This is a genomic window from Streptomyces olivochromogenes, assembly GCF_021538895.1.
In the GTDB taxonomy this organism is placed as follows: Bacteria; Actinomycetota; Actinomycetes; order Streptomycetales; family Streptomycetaceae; genus Streptomyces; species Streptomyces olivochromogenes_A.
Genome location: NZ_JADDRL010000012.1, coordinates 107,424 through 125,394 on the forward strand (window position 1 = coordinate 107,424; position 17,971 = coordinate 125,394).

The 17,971-nt window shown below is 71.9% G+C and carries 15 protein-coding genes; 8 read left to right on the forward strand and 7 right to left on the reverse strand.

The features are described 5' to 3' along the window. Positions 1-5 precede the first annotated feature (5 nt). The 4 genes from IPZ69_RS08495 to IPZ69_RS08510 all read left to right on the forward strand — a co-directional run bounded on the left by IPZ69_RS08495 (position 6) and on the right by IPZ69_RS08510 (position 4,314). The gene (locus tag IPZ69_RS08495; protein WP_235453396.1) at positions 6-1,232 is read left to right on the forward strand and encodes a CaiB/BaiF CoA transferase family protein; all 1,227 of its coding nucleotides are present in this window, start codon (positions 6-8) and stop codon (positions 1,230-1,232) included. Positions 1,233-1,320: 88 nt separating this feature from the next. Beyond that, positions 1,321-2,106, forward strand: coding sequence for a crotonase/enoyl-CoA hydratase family protein (locus tag IPZ69_RS08500; RefSeq protein ID WP_235453397.1), 786 nt, complete (start codon positions 1,321-1,323; stop codon positions 2,104-2,106). Between the two features lie 236 nt (positions 2,107-2,342). Further along, entirely contained in the window at positions 2,343-3,497 is a 1,155-nt protein-coding gene (locus IPZ69_RS08505) for a glutathione-independent formaldehyde dehydrogenase (RefSeq protein WP_235453398.1), read from the forward strand. An 82-nt stretch (positions 3,498-3,579) separates the two neighbouring features. Then, entirely contained in the window at positions 3,580-4,314 is a 735-nt protein-coding gene (locus tag IPZ69_RS08510) for a DUF899 domain-containing protein (protein WP_235453399.1), read from the forward strand. Positions 4,315-4,348: 34 nt separating this feature from the next. Here the strand turns inward: IPZ69_RS08510 and IPZ69_RS08515 are convergent, their stop codons facing one another. Both IPZ69_RS08515 and IPZ69_RS08520 read right to left on the reverse strand, forming a co-directional pair. Continuing rightward, complete coding sequence (locus IPZ69_RS08515) at positions 4,349-4,576, reverse strand: hypothetical protein (protein ID WP_235453400.1); 228 nt, start codon at positions 4,574-4,576, stop codon at positions 4,349-4,351. Next, on the reverse strand, positions 4,573-5,208 hold the full coding sequence (locus tag IPZ69_RS08520) for a ParA family protein (protein ID WP_308407436.1): 636 nt from the start codon (positions 5,206-5,208) through the stop codon (positions 4,573-4,575). The genes IPZ69_RS08515 and IPZ69_RS08520 overlap by 4 nt, the downstream gene beginning before the upstream one ends. A gap of 180 nt (positions 5,209-5,388) precedes the next feature. On the opposite strand from IPZ69_RS08520, the gene IPZ69_RS08525 reads away from it, so the two are divergent. Both IPZ69_RS08525 and IPZ69_RS08530 read left to right on the forward strand, forming a co-directional pair. After that, a complete protein-coding gene (locus IPZ69_RS08525) occupies positions 5,389-6,783 on the forward strand; it encodes an MFS transporter (protein WP_374293011.1) in 1,395 nt (464 codons plus the stop codon). A gap of 489 nt (positions 6,784-7,272) precedes the next feature. Next, entirely contained in the window at positions 7,273-8,565 is a 1,293-nt protein-coding gene (locus IPZ69_RS08530) for a cytochrome P450 (protein WP_235453401.1), read from the forward strand. Positions 8,566-8,583: 18 nt separating this feature from the next. Here the strand turns inward: IPZ69_RS08530 and IPZ69_RS08535 are convergent, their stop codons facing one another. From IPZ69_RS08535 to IPZ69_RS08545, 3 genes are all read right to left on the reverse strand, one after another. Further along, entirely contained in the window at positions 8,584-9,162 is a 579-nt protein-coding gene (locus IPZ69_RS08535) for a GNAT family N-acetyltransferase (RefSeq protein ID WP_235453402.1), read from the reverse strand. A gap of 5 nt (positions 9,163-9,167) precedes the next feature. Continuing rightward, positions 9,168-10,574, reverse strand: coding sequence for an FAD-binding oxidoreductase (locus IPZ69_RS08540; protein ID WP_235453403.1), 1,407 nt, complete (start codon positions 10,572-10,574; stop codon positions 9,168-9,170). Positions 10,575-10,643: 69 nt separating this feature from the next. Then, entirely contained in the window at positions 10,644-13,868 is a 3,225-nt protein-coding gene (locus IPZ69_RS08545; RefSeq protein ID WP_235453404.1) for a tetratricopeptide repeat protein, read from the reverse strand. Positions 13,869-14,068: 200 nt separating this feature from the next. On the opposite strand from IPZ69_RS08545, the gene IPZ69_RS08550 reads away from it, so the two are divergent. Then, the gene (locus tag IPZ69_RS08550) at positions 14,069-14,578 is read left to right on the forward strand and encodes a DoxX family protein (RefSeq protein WP_235453405.1); all 510 of its coding nucleotides are present in this window, start codon (positions 14,069-14,071) and stop codon (positions 14,576-14,578) included. A 48-nt stretch (positions 14,579-14,626) separates the two neighbouring features. Here the strand turns inward: IPZ69_RS08550 and IPZ69_RS08555 are convergent, their stop codons facing one another. Beyond that, complete coding sequence (locus IPZ69_RS08555; protein WP_235453406.1) at positions 14,627-15,757, reverse strand: PP2C family protein-serine/threonine phosphatase; 1,131 nt, start codon at positions 15,755-15,757, stop codon at positions 14,627-14,629. Further along, positions 15,750-16,877: an FUSC family protein gene (locus tag IPZ69_RS08560; protein WP_235453407.1), complete on the reverse strand. Its 1,128-nt coding sequence runs from the start codon at positions 16,875-16,877 to the stop codon at positions 15,750-15,752. The genes IPZ69_RS08555 and IPZ69_RS08560 overlap by 8 nt, the downstream gene beginning before the upstream one ends. A 105-nt stretch (positions 16,878-16,982) precedes the next feature. On the opposite strand from IPZ69_RS08560, the gene IPZ69_RS08565 reads away from it, so the two are divergent. Continuing rightward, positions 16,983-17,969, forward strand: coding sequence for an LLM class flavin-dependent oxidoreductase (locus IPZ69_RS08565; RefSeq protein ID WP_235453408.1), 987 nt, complete (start codon positions 16,983-16,985; stop codon positions 17,967-17,969). The last annotated feature ends 2 nt before the right edge of the window (positions 17,970-17,971 follow it).

The window sequence follows — 17,971 nt, forward strand, 5'->3', positions numbered from 1 at the left end:
CGATCATGGACGACACACCACTGCTGCAGGGGCTGCACGTCGCCGACCTCGCCAGTTTCATCGCCGGGCCCGCCGCGGCCGCCGTGCTCGGCGACTTCGGCGCCGACGTCGTCAAGGTGGAACCACCGAACGTGGGCGACACCTACCGGGCCCTGAGCCGCATCCCGCCCAACCCCCAGGTCGAGGGGATCAACTACCCCTGGCAGCTGGACAACCGCAACAAGCGCAGCATCGCCCTCAACCTCAAGGCACCCGGCGCCAGGCCCGTGCTGGAGAGCCTGGTGCGGTGGGCCGACGTGCTGATCACCAACTTCCCGCCGCACACGCGCGCGAAGCTGGGCGTGGAGTACGAGACGCTCGCTGCCCTCAATCCCCGGCTGATCTACGCCGATGTCACCGGCTTCGGCGAGGAAGGTCCGGACGCGCATCTGCCCGGCTTCGACGTCACGGCGTTCTGGGCGCGCAGCGGCCTGATGGACCTGACCCGGCAACGGGACGTGCCGCCGGCGATGAACGTGTTCGGGTCGGGCGATCACGCGACCGCGATCACCCTGTTCGGCGGGATCATGACCGCGCTGTACCGGCGGGAGAGGACCGGCCGGGGTGCGCGCGTCACGGCGTCGCTGCTCGCCGAGGGCGCCTGGGCGGCGAGCATGTGGCTGCAGGCCGTACTGGTCGGCGGGAAGGCCCCGCGCCCCCTCGACCGGTCCGACCCGCCCAACGCGCTGGGGAACATGTACCGCACGGCGGACGACCGGTGGCTCGTCCTCGTCTTCGTCAACGAGGACAAGCAGGTCCCGCTCTTCCTCAAGGCCATCGGCCATCCCGAGGCGGCGGAGAACCCGCGCTACGCCGACTCCCCGAGCCGCCGCGCCCATGCCGCCGAGATCGTCACCCTGCTGGACAAGACGTTCGCGGCGCGCACCCTGGCCGAGTGGCGCGAGGTGCTCGACACCGCGGGCCTGACGTACGGAGTCGTCCAGACCCTCGAAGAGTGCGCCCAGGACCCGCAGCTCCTCGCCAACCGCGTGTTCGTGCCCATCGACGACGGCAGTGACGAGCCGCACCTGACCGTCGACAGCCCCGTCCGGCTGGACCAGGAGCCGAAGGTCCACCCGAGCCCGGCCCCCGACCTGGGCGAACACACCGAGTCCGTGCTCCACGACCTCGGCTTCGACGCCGCCGCGATCGAGGAGCTGCGCGCCGCCGAGGCCATCCCGCCACCACGGTGACACCCGGCCCGCAGTCCGCAACCACCGCCCGGAACCCAGGAAACCCGATACCCGCAACCTCGGAACCCCGCAACAAGGAGCAATCGTCATGCCAGACACCGCTTCCCCCAACGCGCCCACCGTGCGGACCATGGAGCACGAAGGCATCTTCGTGATCACCATCGACCGTCCGGAGAAGCGCAACGCCATCGACGGCGCCACCGCCCGGGCGCTGGACGCGGCCTTCGACCTGCTCGACGCCCGCGAAGACCTCCTGATCGGCATCCTCACGGGCGCCGGCGGGGTCTTCAGCGCCGGAATGGACCTGAAGGCGTTCGCGGCCGGGGACAGCCCCGTCATATCCGGCCGGGGCTTCGCGGGGCTCACCCGCCATTCCCTGCGCACCCCGCTCATCGCCGCCGTCGAGGGCTGGGCGCTGGGCGGCGGCACCGAGATGGCCCTCGCGTGCGACCTGATCGTGGCGTCCCGCGAGGCCACCTTCGGCCTCACCGAGGTCACCTTCGGCCTGGTCCCGCCCGAAGGGGGCATCGTCCGCCTGCCGGAGCGCATACCGCGCAACATCGCGCTGGAGATCCTCCTCACCGGCGACCCGCTGTCGGCCGCGCGCGCCGAACAGTTCGGCCTGGTCAACCACCTCACCGAACCCGGCGAGACGCTGGACCGCGCCATGGAGCTCGCCCAGCGCATCGCGCGCAACGCCCCGCTGTCGATCGCGGCCGTCAAGCGCGCCGTGATGGAGAGGACCGCCTTCGACGACCGGGACGCCTTCCGCCAGCAGGACCCGATCGTCGCTTCCGTCCTGCAGTCGCACGACGCGAAGGAAGGTGCCCAGGCCTTCACGGAGAGGCGCGAACCGCACTGGCAGGGCCGCTGAGCACGCCTCGGCGCGGGCGGCGCGGGCGGTCAGGGCCCCCGGCGGAAGGCGGCCGCGGGTTGCAGGCCGCGTGCTGGGGGCGTTGTCTGGAACTGCACCGAAAATCACCGGCGGCGGAGCCGGTGCGCCCGGCCCGCGGCACTGGTCCAGTCCCACTGCTGCCGCCCGTGCCGCCCCGCCGGCGTCCGGCCGTCCGTCGCCGCCGTCATGCAAGTTTGACGCGGAGGTGACCCCGAGTGAAAGCGGTCGTCTACGAAGAACCGTTCAGTGTGACCGTGAAGGACGTCGCGGATCCCAAGATCCAGCACCCCAACGACGTGATCGTGCGGGTCACGTCAACCGCCATTTGCGGTTCGGACCTGCACATGTATGAGGGCCGCACGGCGGCCCAGTCGGGCATCGTCTTCGGACACGAGAACCTCGGCATCATCGAGGAGACGGGTCCCGGCGTGGCCTCCCTGTCGAAGGGGGACCGCGTCGTGATGCCGTTCAACGTCGCCTGCGGATTCTGCAAGAACTGCCTCGCCGGCAAGACGGGCTTCTGTCTGACCGTCAACCCCGGCTTCGCGGGCGGTGCCTACGGATACGTGGCGATGGGCCCGTACACCGGTGGCCAGGCGGAGCATCTGCGCGTGCCGTTCGCCGACTTCAACTGCCTGAAGCTGCCGCCGGGCGAGGAGTTCGAGACCGATTTCGTGCTGCTCGCCGACATCTTCCCCACCGGCTACCACGGTTGTGAGCTCGCCCAGGTCTCCCCGGGCGAGAGCGTGGCCGTCTTCGGCGCCGGACCGGTGGGACTCATGGCCGCCTACTCGGCGCTGCTGCGCGGGGCGTCCAAGGTGTTCTCCGTCGACCGCGTGCCCGAGCGGCTCGCCAAGGCGGAGGAGATCGGCGCGATCCCCATCGATTTCACCAAGGGGGACCCGGCCGAGCAGATCAAGGCACAGACCGGAGGCGAGGGCACGGACAAGGGCGTGGACGCCGTCGGCTACCAGGCCCAGTCGCACAAGGACATCAGCCACGAGGAACCCGCCGTGGTCCTCAACACGCTCGTCGAGACGGTACGTCCGACCGGCATGCTCGGCATACCGGGTTTGTACGTACCCTCCGACCCGGGCGGCCCCGACGAACACGCCAAGCACGGCCAACTGCTGGTCTCCATCGGCAGGATGTTCGAGAAGGGCCAGCAGATGGGCACTGGTCAGTGCAACGTCAAGCGGTACAACCGCCAGCTGCGTGACCTGATCACCGCCGGGCGGGCCAAGCCCAGCTTCGTGGTGTCCCACGAACTGCCGCTGGACCAGGCGCCGTTGGCATACGAGAAGTTCGACAAGCGGATCGAGGGCTACACCAAGGTCGTACTGCACCCCGGACACGCCCTGGCGGCGTGACGGACCCGGGCGCCGCCCGCACCCGCGGGCGGCGTCGGCGGGTCCCGCCCGGACCGGACCGCACCGGAAGGTGGGCGCCACCATGAAGACACCTCCGATCGTCTCGCAGCGGAAGTGGGACACCGCGCTCCAGCGGCTGCTCGTGGAGGAGAAGAACCTGACCCACGCCCGTGACGCGCTGGCCGCCAAACGCAGGCGGATGCCGTGGGTCGCCGTCGAGAAGGCGTACGGGTTCGACGGGCCCGACGGCAGGGCGAGACTGCTCGACCTCTTCGAGGGGCGCCGTCAACTGATCGTCTACCGTGCCTTCTTCGAGCCCGGCGTCTTCGGCTGGCCGGACCACGCGTGCCGCGGTTGCTCCATGGTGGCCGACCACGTCGGCAACCTCGCGCATCTGAACGCCCGCGACACCACCCTCGCCTTCGTCTCGCGCGCGCCCCAGCCGGAGATCGAGCGGGTGAAGGAGCGGATGGGCTGGCTGATGCCCTGGTACACGATCACCGACGACTTCGACCGCGACTTCGGCGTGGACGAGTGGCACGGCACGAACGCGTTCATCCGCGACGACGACCGCGTCTACCGCACCTACTTCATCAACTCCCGCGGTGACGAGGCGATGGGGAGCACCTGGAACTACCTCGACATGACGGCCCTCGGACGCCAGGAGACCTGGGAGGACTCACCCGAGGACTACCCCCAGACCGCCCCGTACGAGTGGTGGAACTGGCACGACACCTACAGCTCCGCGGAGCCGGCACCGGAATGGGTGGCCCTGACCCGCGGGGGCGCCGAGGCGCAGTCCGCGCCGGACAGCTGAGCAGCTGTTCAAGGGCCGTAACACTGACCGTGTGCTAGACGCGCCAACTCGTCAGCGGGCGCAGGACGGCGGCGCCGGCGTCCACCAGGGCGGAGACCGGCGATCCGACCCAGCGGGTGAGGTCTTGCGGGAACGTCGGGTCGAGTTCGATGGTCACTCGTACGTATCGGGTGTGCAGGCGGGCGACCTTGGACTGCCGGGGTGCGGCGGCCTGCGGTTCACGCCGCAGGGCGGCTCGGTAGGTGTCCTTGCGCTGGTTCACGCCTTGTCCTGACGCTTGATGAGCTCGTCCGCGAGGTCCATGTAGGCCGAGGTCTTGACCTCGACCGGGCTGCCGAAGGACTGGGCGTACAGGTCGAGCCGGGGAATGTGGGTGGACAGTACGTCGAAGCCGCGCTCCGTCAGAGCCTCGCGGGCGTCGGCGTCGGGACCGGTGCGGGTGGCGTCCGGGCGGTTGGTGCGGTTCAGCAGCACGGCGGCGCGGGCCGGCGTGGCGCGCAGGGACTGCATGTCGCCCATCTCGCCGCCGATGGGTGCCATGCGGTCCAGCTCGATGGGGGCCGGGGTCACCGGCACGATCCACTCGCTCGCGTACCGCATGATGCTGCGGGCGATGTGGGCGTGGTCCTCCAACTGCGGGGCGTCGAACACCACGGCCCGCCGGTGACCGAGGAAGTCGTTCACGCGCCGGTGCACGTCACCCACCGGGAGGGCGATGACGGGGAAGGGGAAGCCGCCCGCCAACTCGCTCCAGCGCAGTGCGGAGGAAGCGGGGTCACTGTCCACCAACAGGGGTGGGATGCCCGACTCGTGAAGTGCGTGAGCCAACCAGACCGCGCTGGTCGTCTTTCCCACTCCGGGTTTCAGGTTCACGAAGGCGTAGCTGAACAACACAGGAGCCGACGCTAATGGCCGCGGGCGGCCGACCGGCGTCGGCGCGAGGCACGGATCGCCTCGTTCACCCGGCGGCGCGGGCGACTCGTTCGAATGGGCTAAGCGGCCGGCAGGGGGAGGGGAGCGGGGTTCCTTAACCTGGCTTCTGTGCAGGTCCCTGCGGACGGACGGAGTCGGAACGTGGCGTGCGCGGGATCGGCCGACGGCGGTGAGCCCGAGCGACGGTCCCTGGTGCCGCTGCTGGCGGTGTGCACCGGGTACTTCATGGTGATCCTGGACGTGACGATCATCAACGTCGCGGTGCCGGCGGTGGGCCGGGACCTGTCCGCCTCGCTGACCGGCATCCAGTGGATCACCGACGGGTACACCCTCGTCTTCGCCGGGTTCCTGATGACCGGCGGCGCGCTGGGCGACCGGCTCGGCAACCGTCGGGTCTTCTGCTCGGGCGTGGTGGTGTTCACCGCGTCCTCGGCCGCGTGCGCGTTCGCGCCGAGTGCGCCGTTCCTGGTGGCGGCGCGGCTGGTGGAGGGGCTCGGGGCGGCGCTGATCGTGCCGGGTTCCCTGGCCCTGCTCCAGCAGTCCTACCCGGCGCCGGCCGCACGCGCGCGGGCCTTCGGGCTGTGGGGTTCGATGGCGGGCATCGCGGCGTCGGCCGGTCCGTTGCTGGGTGGGCTGTTGGTCTCCACCGTGGGTTGGCGCTGGGTCTTCCTCATCAACCTGCCCGTCGGCGTGGCCTGCCTGGTCCTGACGCTGCGGCAGGTGGCGCCCTCGCCCCGGCAGGCCGACCGGGCCCTGGACTGGCCGGCGCAGTGCGCGGTGGTGGCGGCGGTGGCGCTGCTGACCGCCGCGCTCAACGAGGCCGGACGGCGCGGATGGTCCGATCCCGCCGTGCTCGCAGGGGTGGGCCTGGCCGTGCTCGCGGCCGTGGCGTTCGTCGTGCGTGAGCGGCTGGCCCGGTCGCCCGCCCTTCCGTTGAGCCTGCTGCGTTCGCGTGCGACGAGCGGCGGTGCCACCATCGGGCTGCTGTTCAACTTCGCCTTCTACGGCATGGTGTTCACCGCCAGCCTGGACTTCCAGCACCAGCGCGGCTTCAGCGCCCTCGCCACCGGGGCGGCGCTGTTCCCGGCGGTGGCGATGACCATGTTCGCCTCCGTTCTGTCCGGGCGGCTGAGTCGCCGTACCGGCGATCGTCCGCTGGTGACCTCGGGCATGCTCCTGGCCGGACTCGGGCTGGCGGGCTGGGCCGCGGCGGGAGCCGCCCCCGCCTACCCGTTGCTGGTGGCGCCCATGATGGCGGCGGGATTCGGTACGTCCTTCGCCCTCACCGGCACGACCGCCACCGTGATGGGCGCCGCGCCCCGCGCGTACGCGGGGGCGGCCTCCGCCCTGTTCAACACCACCCGTCAGATCGGCAGCGCGACCGGCGTGGCACTCGGCGGCAGCCTGCTCGCCACCCACGGCGACTACAACGCGGGACTGCGCACCAGCATGGCCCTCGGCGCCCTCGCCTATCTGATCGCCGCGGGCATCGCCTGGCGGTGCGTACCGGCGAAGCCCGACCAGGCCGCGGCATGACCGCACCGCCGCACCGCTCAGGGCAGCCACCTCGCCCGCGGTGTTCCGGCGCCCGCCAACAGGCCGCCGGCGAGGGCGACATGACCGTCCGTAGCTGCCGGCGACCGCTCCGCCACGCGCGCGGCACGGCGATCCGGGCTCGGCCGCGCCGGCTCCGGGCCTGGCCTGCAAGAACCGGCTTTATATCCATATCCATACTTAGGGCTTACGTTCCAAATATCGCAAATATGGCACCATGGGGTATGTGGCATTTGGTGCTGAAGACAGGCGAGAGGAGTGAATCATGATCGCCAAGCTGCTCAGCAGGCTGTCCTTCACCCGCCACTACGGTGCGTACGGGGCCCACGAGTGGGATGCCTACGCCGGGGACGACGGGGTCTGACCGCACTACCGGCGGGCGCCCGCCCGGGTGCCCGCCGGCTCCCAGCCACGCTCCCGACGATCTCGGCCTGAACAGGTACGAGAGCCAGGGACGATCCCATGGGCCGAATGAACGAGCCGCCGCGGTTGCCCGAAGGCGGCTTCTCCGCCTGGAACCGCGACCGGCTGGCAGTGGCACGCCGTGGCGCTGACGAGTGCGGGGACGTCTGGCAGCTGGAGCCCGGTGTCTACGTCGCCGCTACGGCCGAGCCGTGCGAAGCCGTCCTGCGCCGCTCACAGGACTTCCCCAAGGCACCCGCGCCTCTCTTCCCGCCGTTGAAGCGGTCGAGCGGAGCACCGACGCCCGAGGAGCGTGCACGCGCTCACGCGGCCCGTATGCGCGGACTGCGCGCGCAGGCGGTCGCGGCCCGGATCGGTGAGATCGCGCCCAGGACCGCGCAATTTGCCGACCAGTGGCCCACGGACCAGGACGTCGAGATTCTGCCCGCGGTCCGGCACGCCCTGGCGGAGATCGGCGTGAGCTACCTCTACTCCGAAGACGCGCCCACCCTGCTGCCCTTCGCCGCACAGCTCTTCCTGGCCCGGGAGGTACTCGTACGCCCCTCGCGCTGGGCATGGCCGCTCTGGATCCCCACACCGGCACGGCGATTTCGTACCCGGCAGCAGGTCGCCTTCATCGACGCTCTGCGGCCCATCGTCCGCCGGCGCCGTTCAACGGGCCGACTCGGTGACGACATGCTGGGACAGATGCTCCGGCCCTCCCCCCGCTACGGCCTGCTGCCGGAAGAGGCCGTCCTCGACACACTGCCCGGAATCACCGTCGCCACCTTCGAGACACCTTCGCGGGCAGCCGGATGGATCCTGCTCCACCTGGCCCGGCACCCCCGGGCGGCGGACCGCGTCGCGGCCGAAGCCGCCCTGCTGCCCGCGGATCCGGCCGCGACGACCAGCACCCACCTCGACAGCCTGCGATACACCCAGGCACTGGTACGCGAGGTGCTCCGGCTGTACCCGCCGAGCTGGCTGCTGACCCGGCGCGCCACGCGGCAGACCGAGCTCGCCGACTACACCATCGACGCCGGGTCCACCGTTCTCGTCTGCCCCTACACCGCCCACCGCGACGCACGGGAACACGCCGAGCCGGACGAGTTCCAGCCCGAGCGCTGGCTCGACGACTCGGGCTCGCCGGCGAAACCCGGGGTCTTCCTCTCCTTCGGCACCGGGCCGCACGGCTGCGAGGGGACCGCGCTGGCGATGGCGATGCTGACGCTCCTGACCGCGCAGACCGCCCGCCGCTACCACCTGAGCGAGCCGCCCGGACCGGAACCCGGTTACCAGGTCACCACCTTCGAAGGTCTCGCGACTGTCGGCCTGCGCCTGCGTGCCACCGTGCGCGGCTGAGGGCGGATCCGCTGTCAGTTACGGGTGACCGGCTGATGGTTCGCTCATCGGGTGCCGCCGGTCGAACTCGGTGGCGAGCATGCCCATCAGGACGAGGTCGTGGTGCCGGCCGGCGAAGAAGACGTGCTCCCGCAGGCGCCCCTCCTCGGTGAAGCCGAGCCGACGAAAAAGTGTCAGCGACGGCTCGTTGTGGGCGAAGATCGCCGCCAGGCATTTGTGATAGCGCCGCTCGGCGAACATGAAGCGCAGCAGCAGTACTACGGCTTCCGTCGCGTAGCCCTTGCGCCGGTGGTCGGCGCCGATCGTGACATCGAGCTCGAACCAGCCCGAGCGACGGCCGGTGCGATGTGAGCCGACCGTGCCGACCAGTTCCCCCGTGGCCGTCGTTTCGACAGCCAACCGGAACCGGTCGTCATCCCACTTGGCGACGGCCTGCTCCTTCGCCCAGGCACGGTAGCTCTCGGCGGACCGCGGTAGATCCAGCCGGCCGCCTCGCCGACCGGCGTCGTCGGCGAGGCGCATGAGCGCTGTCCAGTCCTCGGGCTCGACAGCGCGCAGGCGTACCCGTTTTCCGGTCCAGGACGATGTCGTACCCAACGCGATCACGCCGAGGGGCGGATGTTCTGGTTGAGGCGGAACAGGTTCGTCGGATCGTAGGTGTCCTTGACCCTGACCAGCCGTTCGTGGACCCCTTCGGGGTACGAGGCGTGCACCTTGTCCTCGGTGGCCTCGCCGGTGAAGTTGACGTACATGGCCCCGCGGCCGTGGCGTGCGATGTCCTCGCGGGCGTCGCGGGCCCAGGCGACATGCCCGTCGAAGCCGTCCGCCTCCGGGGACCGCGCGACCACGTTGAGGAGCACGCTCGCGTCCCGCTGGCTGAAGGCCGTGTCCCCGGCGGGCACGCGGGCGAAGGCACCGCCCAGTTGGTGCAGATGCAGTTCGCTGAACGGCGTGGGGGTCGCCAGGTGATGGCGCAGCACGGCGTCGAGCGTGTCGTCGGTCGGCTCGATGAACGCCGACGTGAAGTAGTTGTGGGCGCCGGCCGTCCACAGCGGGTCGAGCAGTGACTGCATGCCCGTGTACGGCATGGGGCCCATGGCGTCGGCGATGGGGGTCCCCAGCGTCCGCAGCGGAGCGACGGACGCCTCACCGGCCGCGGGGTCGCCCGCGTACATGCCGATCACCGCCACGACGCGGGTGCCGTGCACCTCCGGGGGCAGGAAGGGCAGCGGCGGCGCCGTGACGAGCGAGACCACCGTCGTCAGTTCGTCGGGCATGCGCTTGGTCGCCTCGCGCCAGCCCGTGATCACCTGCCGGGCCTCCGCCAGGGGATAGAAGATCAGGCCGGCCAGGACCTGCGGTCCGACCGGGTGCAGCTGGTACTCGAACGAGGTCACGACACCGAAGTTGCCGCCGCCGCCCCGCAGCGCCCAGAAGAGCTCGGAGTGCTCGTGCGCGTCCGCGCGCACCACGCGGCCGTCCGCGGTGACGACCTCGGCCGCCGTCAGGTTGTCGCTGGCCAGACCGTGGCGGCGCAGCAGCCAGCCCACACCGCCGCCGAGCGTGAAGCCGGCGATCCCGGTCGAGGAGACCAGCCCACCGGTGACGGCGAGCCCGAACGCCTGCGTCTCATGGTCGAGGTCGCCCCAGGTCAGGCCGGCCTGGGCGACCACCCGGCGCCGACCGGGGTCGACGAAGGCGCCCTTCATCGGCGACAGGTCGATGACGATGCCGTCGTCGCAGGTCGAGAAGCCGGCGATGCTGTGCGAGCCGCCGCGCACGGCGACCAGCAGGTCCTGGCTGCGGGCGAACTCGACGGCGCGGATCACGTCGGCGGTCCCGGCGCAGCGGACGATCAGGGCCGGGTGTTTGTCGTGGGCGGCGTTCCAGATCGCGCGGGCCTCGTCGTACTCGGCGTCGTCGGGTCGCACGACGGTGCCGCGCAGGCCTGCCTCCAGCTCGGCGATGGTGGCGTCCCCCAGGATGCCCTTTGCCGTGTCGATCGACATGGTCGGCTCCTCGGTGTGAGTGCGTGGAACTGATGTTCAGGACCGTAGGCGGCGCCTCTTAGCAACCACTCAGCAGCCGCTTTGGACGGTCGGCGCCCAGGGCAGTGCGCGCCGCAGAACCGCCTGGCCGCGGATGTCGCCGAGTCGGACGAACAGGTCACGGGCCCGGACCGCCGTCCGCTCGGCGGGGTCGCGCTCGCCCGCCTGCCACAGCAGCTGCGCCAGCAGCAGGGAGACCCAGCCGGCGGCGGAGGGGGACCCGGCGACCTGCTCCAGGCCCTGGGCGCGGGTCAGCAGGGCACGGGCGCGCGCGGAGTCGCCCATGCTCCGGGCCACCAGTCCGAGGTGGAGCAGGTTGTTGGTGGTGCCCGGGTTGTCGTCGGTCTCCTCGAAGCCCGCGAGGACATGCCCGATCGTCGCCTGAGCGCCTTCGGCGTCCCCCTCGGCCAGCAGGAGCAGACCGAGGCAGCCGAGCGTGATGCCCTCCTCCCGGCGGTCGCCGAGCCGGCGCCTGATCGCCAGCGCGGTGTCGAGGTACTTCCGGGCCGCGTCGTAGTCGCCCCGGCTGCGGTGGATGTTGCCGAGCGTGTTGAACGCCAGGGACTCTCCGTGCGGATCGGCGAGCGCGCGGAAGCAGTCGACACCGCGTTCGGCGGCCTCGGCGGCGGCCTCGGCGTCGCCCTGCACACGGGTGGCCCAGGCGAGATTCGTCAGGACGTAGCCGCGTGCCCGGGACGGGCCGACCGTGCGGCCTGCGAGCACCGTCTCCTCGAAGGACACCGACACCTGCCCCGCCCCGTCGTCCTCGATCCCGTACCCCGGAGTCATGACGGGCAGGAAGGGGCGGCTTGCGGCGTCGGCCTCGTCCAGCAGCCGGAGACTCTCCAGACAGGCCTCGCGCGCCGCCGTGCCCTCGCCACGGCAGATGGCCCACACGCTCTCCAGGTGCGCGGCGGCCGCGAGGACCGTGGGGTCGCTCGCGTCGTGGGCGAGGGCGCGGGCCCGGTCAAGAGCGGTGCGGGCGCGTCCCCAGTTGCCGCGCATCCACAGCAGGATCGCCTGCTGGAAGTGGGCGTGCGCCAGTCCCGCCGGGTCCGGCAGCCGCTCGTGGATCCCGACGATCCGGGCGGCGATGTCCTCCAGCGGGGAGGCGTCACCGAGCCGGATCGCCAGCACGGCCCGCCCCATCAACGCGCGTGCCCGCTGCGGGCTGGGCTCCGGTGCGGCGGCCAGGGCGTCGTCCAGCCAGCGCCGGCCCTCGGCGAGCCGGCCCCGTTCGGTCCAGAACCAGCGCAGGGCGACGGCCAGCCGCAGCGCGCTGTCCGGTTCGTGGCTCAGGAAGGAGCGCAGGGCGGCCCGGAGATTGCCGTAGTCGGCCTCCAGTTCCAGGGACGTCACCCCGGACACCCCGATGGGCGGCTCGCGGTCCCGGGCCTCGGCGAGAGCCAGGTAGTACCGCCGGTGCCGGGCCTCGACGTCCGTCAGCTCCCCGGCGGCCCGCAGCCGGTCCGTGGCGTACTGCCGGATCGTCTCCAGGAGCCGGTAGCGGACTTCGTCCTGCCGGGGCTCCACCCACACCAGGGACTTCTCGGCCAGCCGGCCGAGCAGGTCCAGCACCGAGGTGTGGTCGGTCGTGTCGGCGCACACCTCCTCGGCCGCGGCGAGCGAGAACCCGCCCGCGAAGACCGCGAGCCTGCGGAACAGGCACCGTTCCTCGTCGTCGAGCAGCCGGTGGCTCCACTCCAGCGTGGCGAGCAGCGTCTCCTGGCGGGTGGCCCCGTGCCGGCTGCCGTGACCGAGCAGGGCGAGGGCGTCGTCGAGCCGTTCGGCGATCTGGCGCGGGGCCAGTACGTGCACCCGTGCCGCCGCGAGCTCCAGGGCCAGGGGCATGCCGTCGAGCCGGAAACAGATCTGTGCCACCGCCTCCGCGTTGCCCGGGGTCAGCCGGAATCCGGGTGCCGCGTCGGCGGCGCGCTCCACGAACAGCCGCACGGAGCCGAACCGGGCCAGATCCGCCACCGACGGCAGTCGGCGCGGGTCCGGCAGGCCCAGCGAGGGCACCCGGAAGGTGCGTTCCCCGTAGCTGCGCAGGGGCTCCCGGCTGGTCGCGAGGACGAAGACACCCGGGCAGTGGGCGAGGAGCTGCGAGGCCAGGTCGGCGCACGCGTCGACCAGGTGTTCGCAGTTGTCCAGCACCAGCAGCAGCTCCCGGCCGCCGAGCTGGGCGATCAGCGCGTCCCGGCCCCCGCCGGACGGCGGGAGCCGCAGCCCGAGGGCCTCGGCGACCGCCTCGGGGACCAGGTGCGGTTCCGACAGCCCGGCGAGGTCCACGAAGGACGCCCCGTCCCGGTGGTCGTCGCCGCGACGGGCCGCCACGGCGAGCGCGAGCCGGGTCTTGCCGCAGCCGCCGGCCCCGGTCAGCGTCAGCAGCCTGCTCCGCCCGAGCAGCTTCTCGATCTCGGCCAGCTCGCGCTCCCGGCCGATCAAGGGAGTCGCCGGCACCGGCAACTCGTGCCGTGGGACCTCCGCCGGCTGTTCCCGCGCCTCCACGGAGTCGGCCAGCAGCTCGCGGAAGAGGCGGCGGGTCTGCGGGTCGGGGTCGGCACCGGTGTCCTGGCGGAGCGCGTCCCGCAGATGCTCGTAGTCGGCCAGCGCCTCCCGGCGTCGCCCGGCGTCGGCCAGGACCCGCATCAGCGCCCGGTGACCCGGCTCGTGCAGGGGCTCCTCGACGATCAGGGCCCGCAGTACGTCGATGGCCTCGTCCGTGTGGTGATCGTGCTCCAGCACCTCGCCGAGCCCCAGCCGGAGTGCCGTGCGCCGCGTCTCCAGCGCCTCGGCCGCCTCGCCCACCCAGGGCTCGTACCGATCCTCGGGCAGCAGACCCGGGGCGGCCAGGGCGAGCGCGGCGCGGTAGTCCGCGGAGCCGCCGCCGTCCGCGGCCCGGCGCGCCGCCCCCTCGAACTCGTCGAGGTCGATCCGCACACCGCCGCCGGGGCCGAGCAGCACCATGTCGTCGCGCAGCACGACGACGTCGCCCGGCGCACCCGTGGCGGTCAGCGCGCGGCGCAGTGCGTGCAGCACCTGGTGGAGGTTGTTCGCCGCGGCCGTCCGGTCGAGGTCCGGCCACAGAAGGTCGTAGAGCCGTTCCCGGTGCAGCTGGTGGCCCGGGGACAGGCACAGGAGTTTGAGCAGGCTACGGGCCTTGCGCAGCCGCCACGCCCCGGCGGCGACCGGGCGGTCGGCGACCGCCACCGCGAATCCGCCGAGGAGCCGGATGTGTACCTGATCGGCCATGACTGCCTCACGAGCAGGCTACCGCCAGACCCGGGCCGGGACCTGCCGTGCCCGGATGCACGACGATGCCCGCTGGGGAAGGATCGGGCAGGGGTGGTCCGCGTTCCGTGCTGCCGCACGAGCCCACCACCCACCGGTGCCTCGGCGTCCGTCCGAGCTGGGGGTGACGCCCGATCCGGCGCTCCTACCGGAGCATTCACATGGACACGAAACGCTTGACGTCGACGCCGTCGGCCGGTGACTTCGGCCTGCTGCTCGTCCGGCTGACCTTCGGGCTGCTGATGGCCGGGCACGGAGCTCAGAAACTGTTCGGGTTCTTCGGCGGAGGGGGCCTGACGGCGACCGGCCAGGGGTTCGCCCGCCTTGGCTTCCGCCCGGGAAAGCTGTTCGCCGTGATCGGCGGGCTGTCCGAATTCCTCGGCGGACTCGGCTTCGCCCTCGGGCTCCTCACCCCCTTGGCGGCCGCCGCCCTGATCGGCGTGATGATCAATGCCATGGCGACCGTCTCCGGCGCCCACGGCCTGTGGGACACGAACGGCGGCGTGGAGTACAGCGTCTGCATCTGCGTGGTCGCCCTGGCCGTCGCGGCCATCGGCCCGGGCCGGCTCGCCCTCGACCGGTTCTTCCCCTGGGGCACGGGCGGTTGGGCCGAGGCCGGGTTGGCCCTGGGCCTGGGCGGTATCGGCGCTGCGATAACGCTGAGTCTGTGAATCAGGGCGTGGGCCGTGGCGGCGTGCGGGCTCCGTACCCCGCGTCGGCTACCCCCGCTGCGCCGCGTCGGGGCGGCCGCACCGCTCCAGGACCACGAGCGCGGCGTCGTCGGTGAGTCGGCCGCCGGTGTGCCGCAGCAGGTCTCCGCGCAGGCCTCGCACCATGTCCTGAAGGGACTGCGCGCTGCGGTCGCGGGCGTGGGCGCCGAGGTCGTGGTAGCGGCCGCCCCGGTCACGTGCCTCGACGAACCCGTTGGTGTAGAGCAGCAGTCGGTCGCCGGGGCGGAACGCGATGGTCTGGGTCACGGGTTCGGCGCCGACGAGGTGGGCGAGCCCGATGGGCGCACCGGGCGGAGTGGGCGCGTGGACACGCACCGTTCCACCGCGCAGCGTCAGCGGCTCCGGGTGCCCGCAGTGGATCATCCGGACCACGGGCTCGCCATGGGGGAGCTCCAACAGGACGGCGGTCGCGTAGCGTTCGCTGAACGGCTCCTCCTGCGGCGCGTGCAACTGCCGTGCGGCGCTCGCCTCCAGCCGGCCGCACACGTCGGCCAGTGCGCGTTCCTCGTACGCCGCCTCGCGGAAGCTGCCCAGCAGCGCGGCGGAGGCCGCCACCGCGGACAGCCCCCTGCCCCGGATGTCTCCGACGAGCACCCGGATGCCGAACGGGGTGTGCAGGGCCTCGTAGAAGTCACCACCCTCGCTGTGGCCCTCACGCTGATCGGACACCGCGGGCACGTAGGTGGCGGCCAGGTTCACGGAGCCCATACGGCGGGGCAGCGGGCGCAGCGCGGCGCGCCGGGCGGCGTCGGCGACCGACCGAGCCCGCCGCAACTGCCGTTCGCGCCGGCACCGCACCGAGCACGCCAACAGCCCGGCCATCGAGACCACCGCCAGCGTCAGGATCGTCACGTCACCGCCCGGTGTGCCCCACCGTCCCTCGACCAGCTGGACCAGCACGGTCGTCGCCATGGCGGCACCGGCCAGCACGCTCGTCACCGCGACTCCGTTCAGGGCGCCGGCGAGTACCGGAACGGCGGCCATCACGGGCAGTACGTGCAGCCGGTCGCTCGTCACCAGGTCGGTCAGCGCGACTGTGGCCAGCAGCAGGAGCGCTGCGCCCCAGCGCGCGACCGGCGAGAGAACGTCCGTGTGCTGCGGCGAGCGGATCTCAGCCATGGCGGCTCACCTCCACGGAGGTCCCCGCGGTACGAGGGTGCCGCGTCGGCGCGGTGGCGCCGCGGTCGCGGTCCAGGCACGCGAGCATGTCCTCCAACTGGTGTGCCAGTCCACGGTCCTTGCTGGAGTCGGCCTCGGCGTGCAGATGCTGTCCCGCCCATCGGGCGGCCGGCAGGATGGGGTGGGCCCGGCCCCCATGGAAGGTACGGACGCACATCGCCGTCCCGAGGAGCAGGCGAGCCCCGCCCGGGCGGAAGTCCGGCGTGACGGGATCGCTTCCGTGACGCCTCGTACGGGGCCCGGACCTGCTCTCCTCTTCGAGCAACCGGCCCACGTCACTGGCCCGGTCGGCGACGCGCGCGAGCGTGTCCAGGACGGTGTGGTCCAGATGCCACACCGATGTACGGGCCGCCGACCGAAGGTTCCACCGGCGGCTCTCCCGTGCCGCGATCAATTCGGTGTCCGCCCGGGTCACCGCATCGGTCAGCCTCGCGGTCCAGTCGTCGCCCAGGAGTTCCTGCGGGGGCCGCTGCTCGCGGAGTGCGCGCGCGAGGAGTTCCAGTACCCGGGACAGCCGGCCGCGGAGCTCGTCCAGGGCCCGCTCGGCCGAGCGAAGGTGGAGCGGCGGAAACAGTACGGCGTTGACCGCGGTGCCGATGACCACGCCCACGGCGGTTTCGATCACGTGCGGGGCCAGGTCGTCCCACAGGTGGCTGCGCGCCATGGCGAAGGCGAACAGCGCGGTGATGGGTACGTGGACGCCGTGCTGTCCGAGGCGGTCGTACCCGGCGAGGACGATGGACGCGAACACGACGATGCACAGGGCAGGGAGCGTGGGACCGACGAGGATCGCGGCGGGGACGGCGACGAGAATGCCCAGGGCGCAGCCCGCCGCGTACTGGGCCGCCGCCACCAGTGAGCGGAACGCCGAGGACTCGGTGATCAGGAGTGCGGCCAGCGCGGCCGGATACGGGCTGTGGCTACCGAATGCCGTGCCGCACACCACCCAGGCCAGTCCGGCCGCGGCGGCGGCTCGTACGGGAGGCTGCCAGCGGCGGCTCGGCGGTGCGGAGAGTTGTACATGATCGAGTGCGCTCCGTATGAGAGGTGCAGTAGACATCCCGGTCGTTATTGCCATGTCTGCACCGTGAAAACCCATATGTCCAACTTGATGGATTCTTTGCCTGTCGGCTGGGTGTCCGAGAGCGCTTCCTATACTGACCGAATGATCACCGTCCCGCTCAGCGCGCTCGAAGTGGCCACGGTCCAGGAGGGCGCCCGAGCCGCCGACACGTTACGTGACACCACCGAGTTCGCCCGCCGCCTGGAAGGCCTCGGATACCTGCGCCTTTGGTACGCCGAGCATCATCATTCGCCGGCCATAGGGGCGTTCCCGCCCGTCGTCCTGACCGCCCACGCGGCCGCGCTCACCTCGTCGATCCGCCTCGGATCCGGGGGCGTACTCGCACCGCACCACGCGCCGATCATGCTGGCGGAGCAGTTCGGCACGCTGGCCGCACTCCACGGGGGCCGGATCGACCTCGGCATCGGCCGGGGCCCGGGCACCTTCGACGAGGCGACGGCACGCGCCCTGCGGCGAGGCGCCGGACCGGCGACGGACGACGAGTACCGGAGCGATGTGTCGGCGACTCTGCGTCACCTGGTGGACGAGGTCGTACTCGATCCGCTCCCCGAGCCCTGGCTGCTGTCCTCCAGCACGGCAGGCGCCGCGCTCGCCGCGGAACTGGGACTGCCGATCGCCTTCGCCCATCACATCCGCCCCGACAACACCCTCGCCGCTCTCGACCACTACCGCGAGCACTTCTCCCCGTCCCGCTGGTGCGAGCGCCCCCGCATACTGATCTGCGTGGAGACGATATGCGCCGACACACAGCGGGAGGCCGACCGGCTCGCGGGCCCCATGAACGTGGTCAAGGCCGCGCTCCTCAAGGGGCGGGGCGACATCGCCTTCCCCACCCCCGAACAGGCGGCCGCGCACTCCTTCACGGACGAAGAAGCGCGGGCGCTGGCCGGGTTCCGTGCCCAACAGGCGTACGGCTCACCGGAGTCCGTCGACAAACGGCTGACGGAGCTGGTGGGCGCGACCGGCGCGGACGAACTCATGCTGGTCACGCCCGTCTACGAGTTTGCCGCCCGCCTGAAGTCGTACGAACTGGTCCAGCAGCACATCGCGGTGCCGACGGCGTCCTAGGC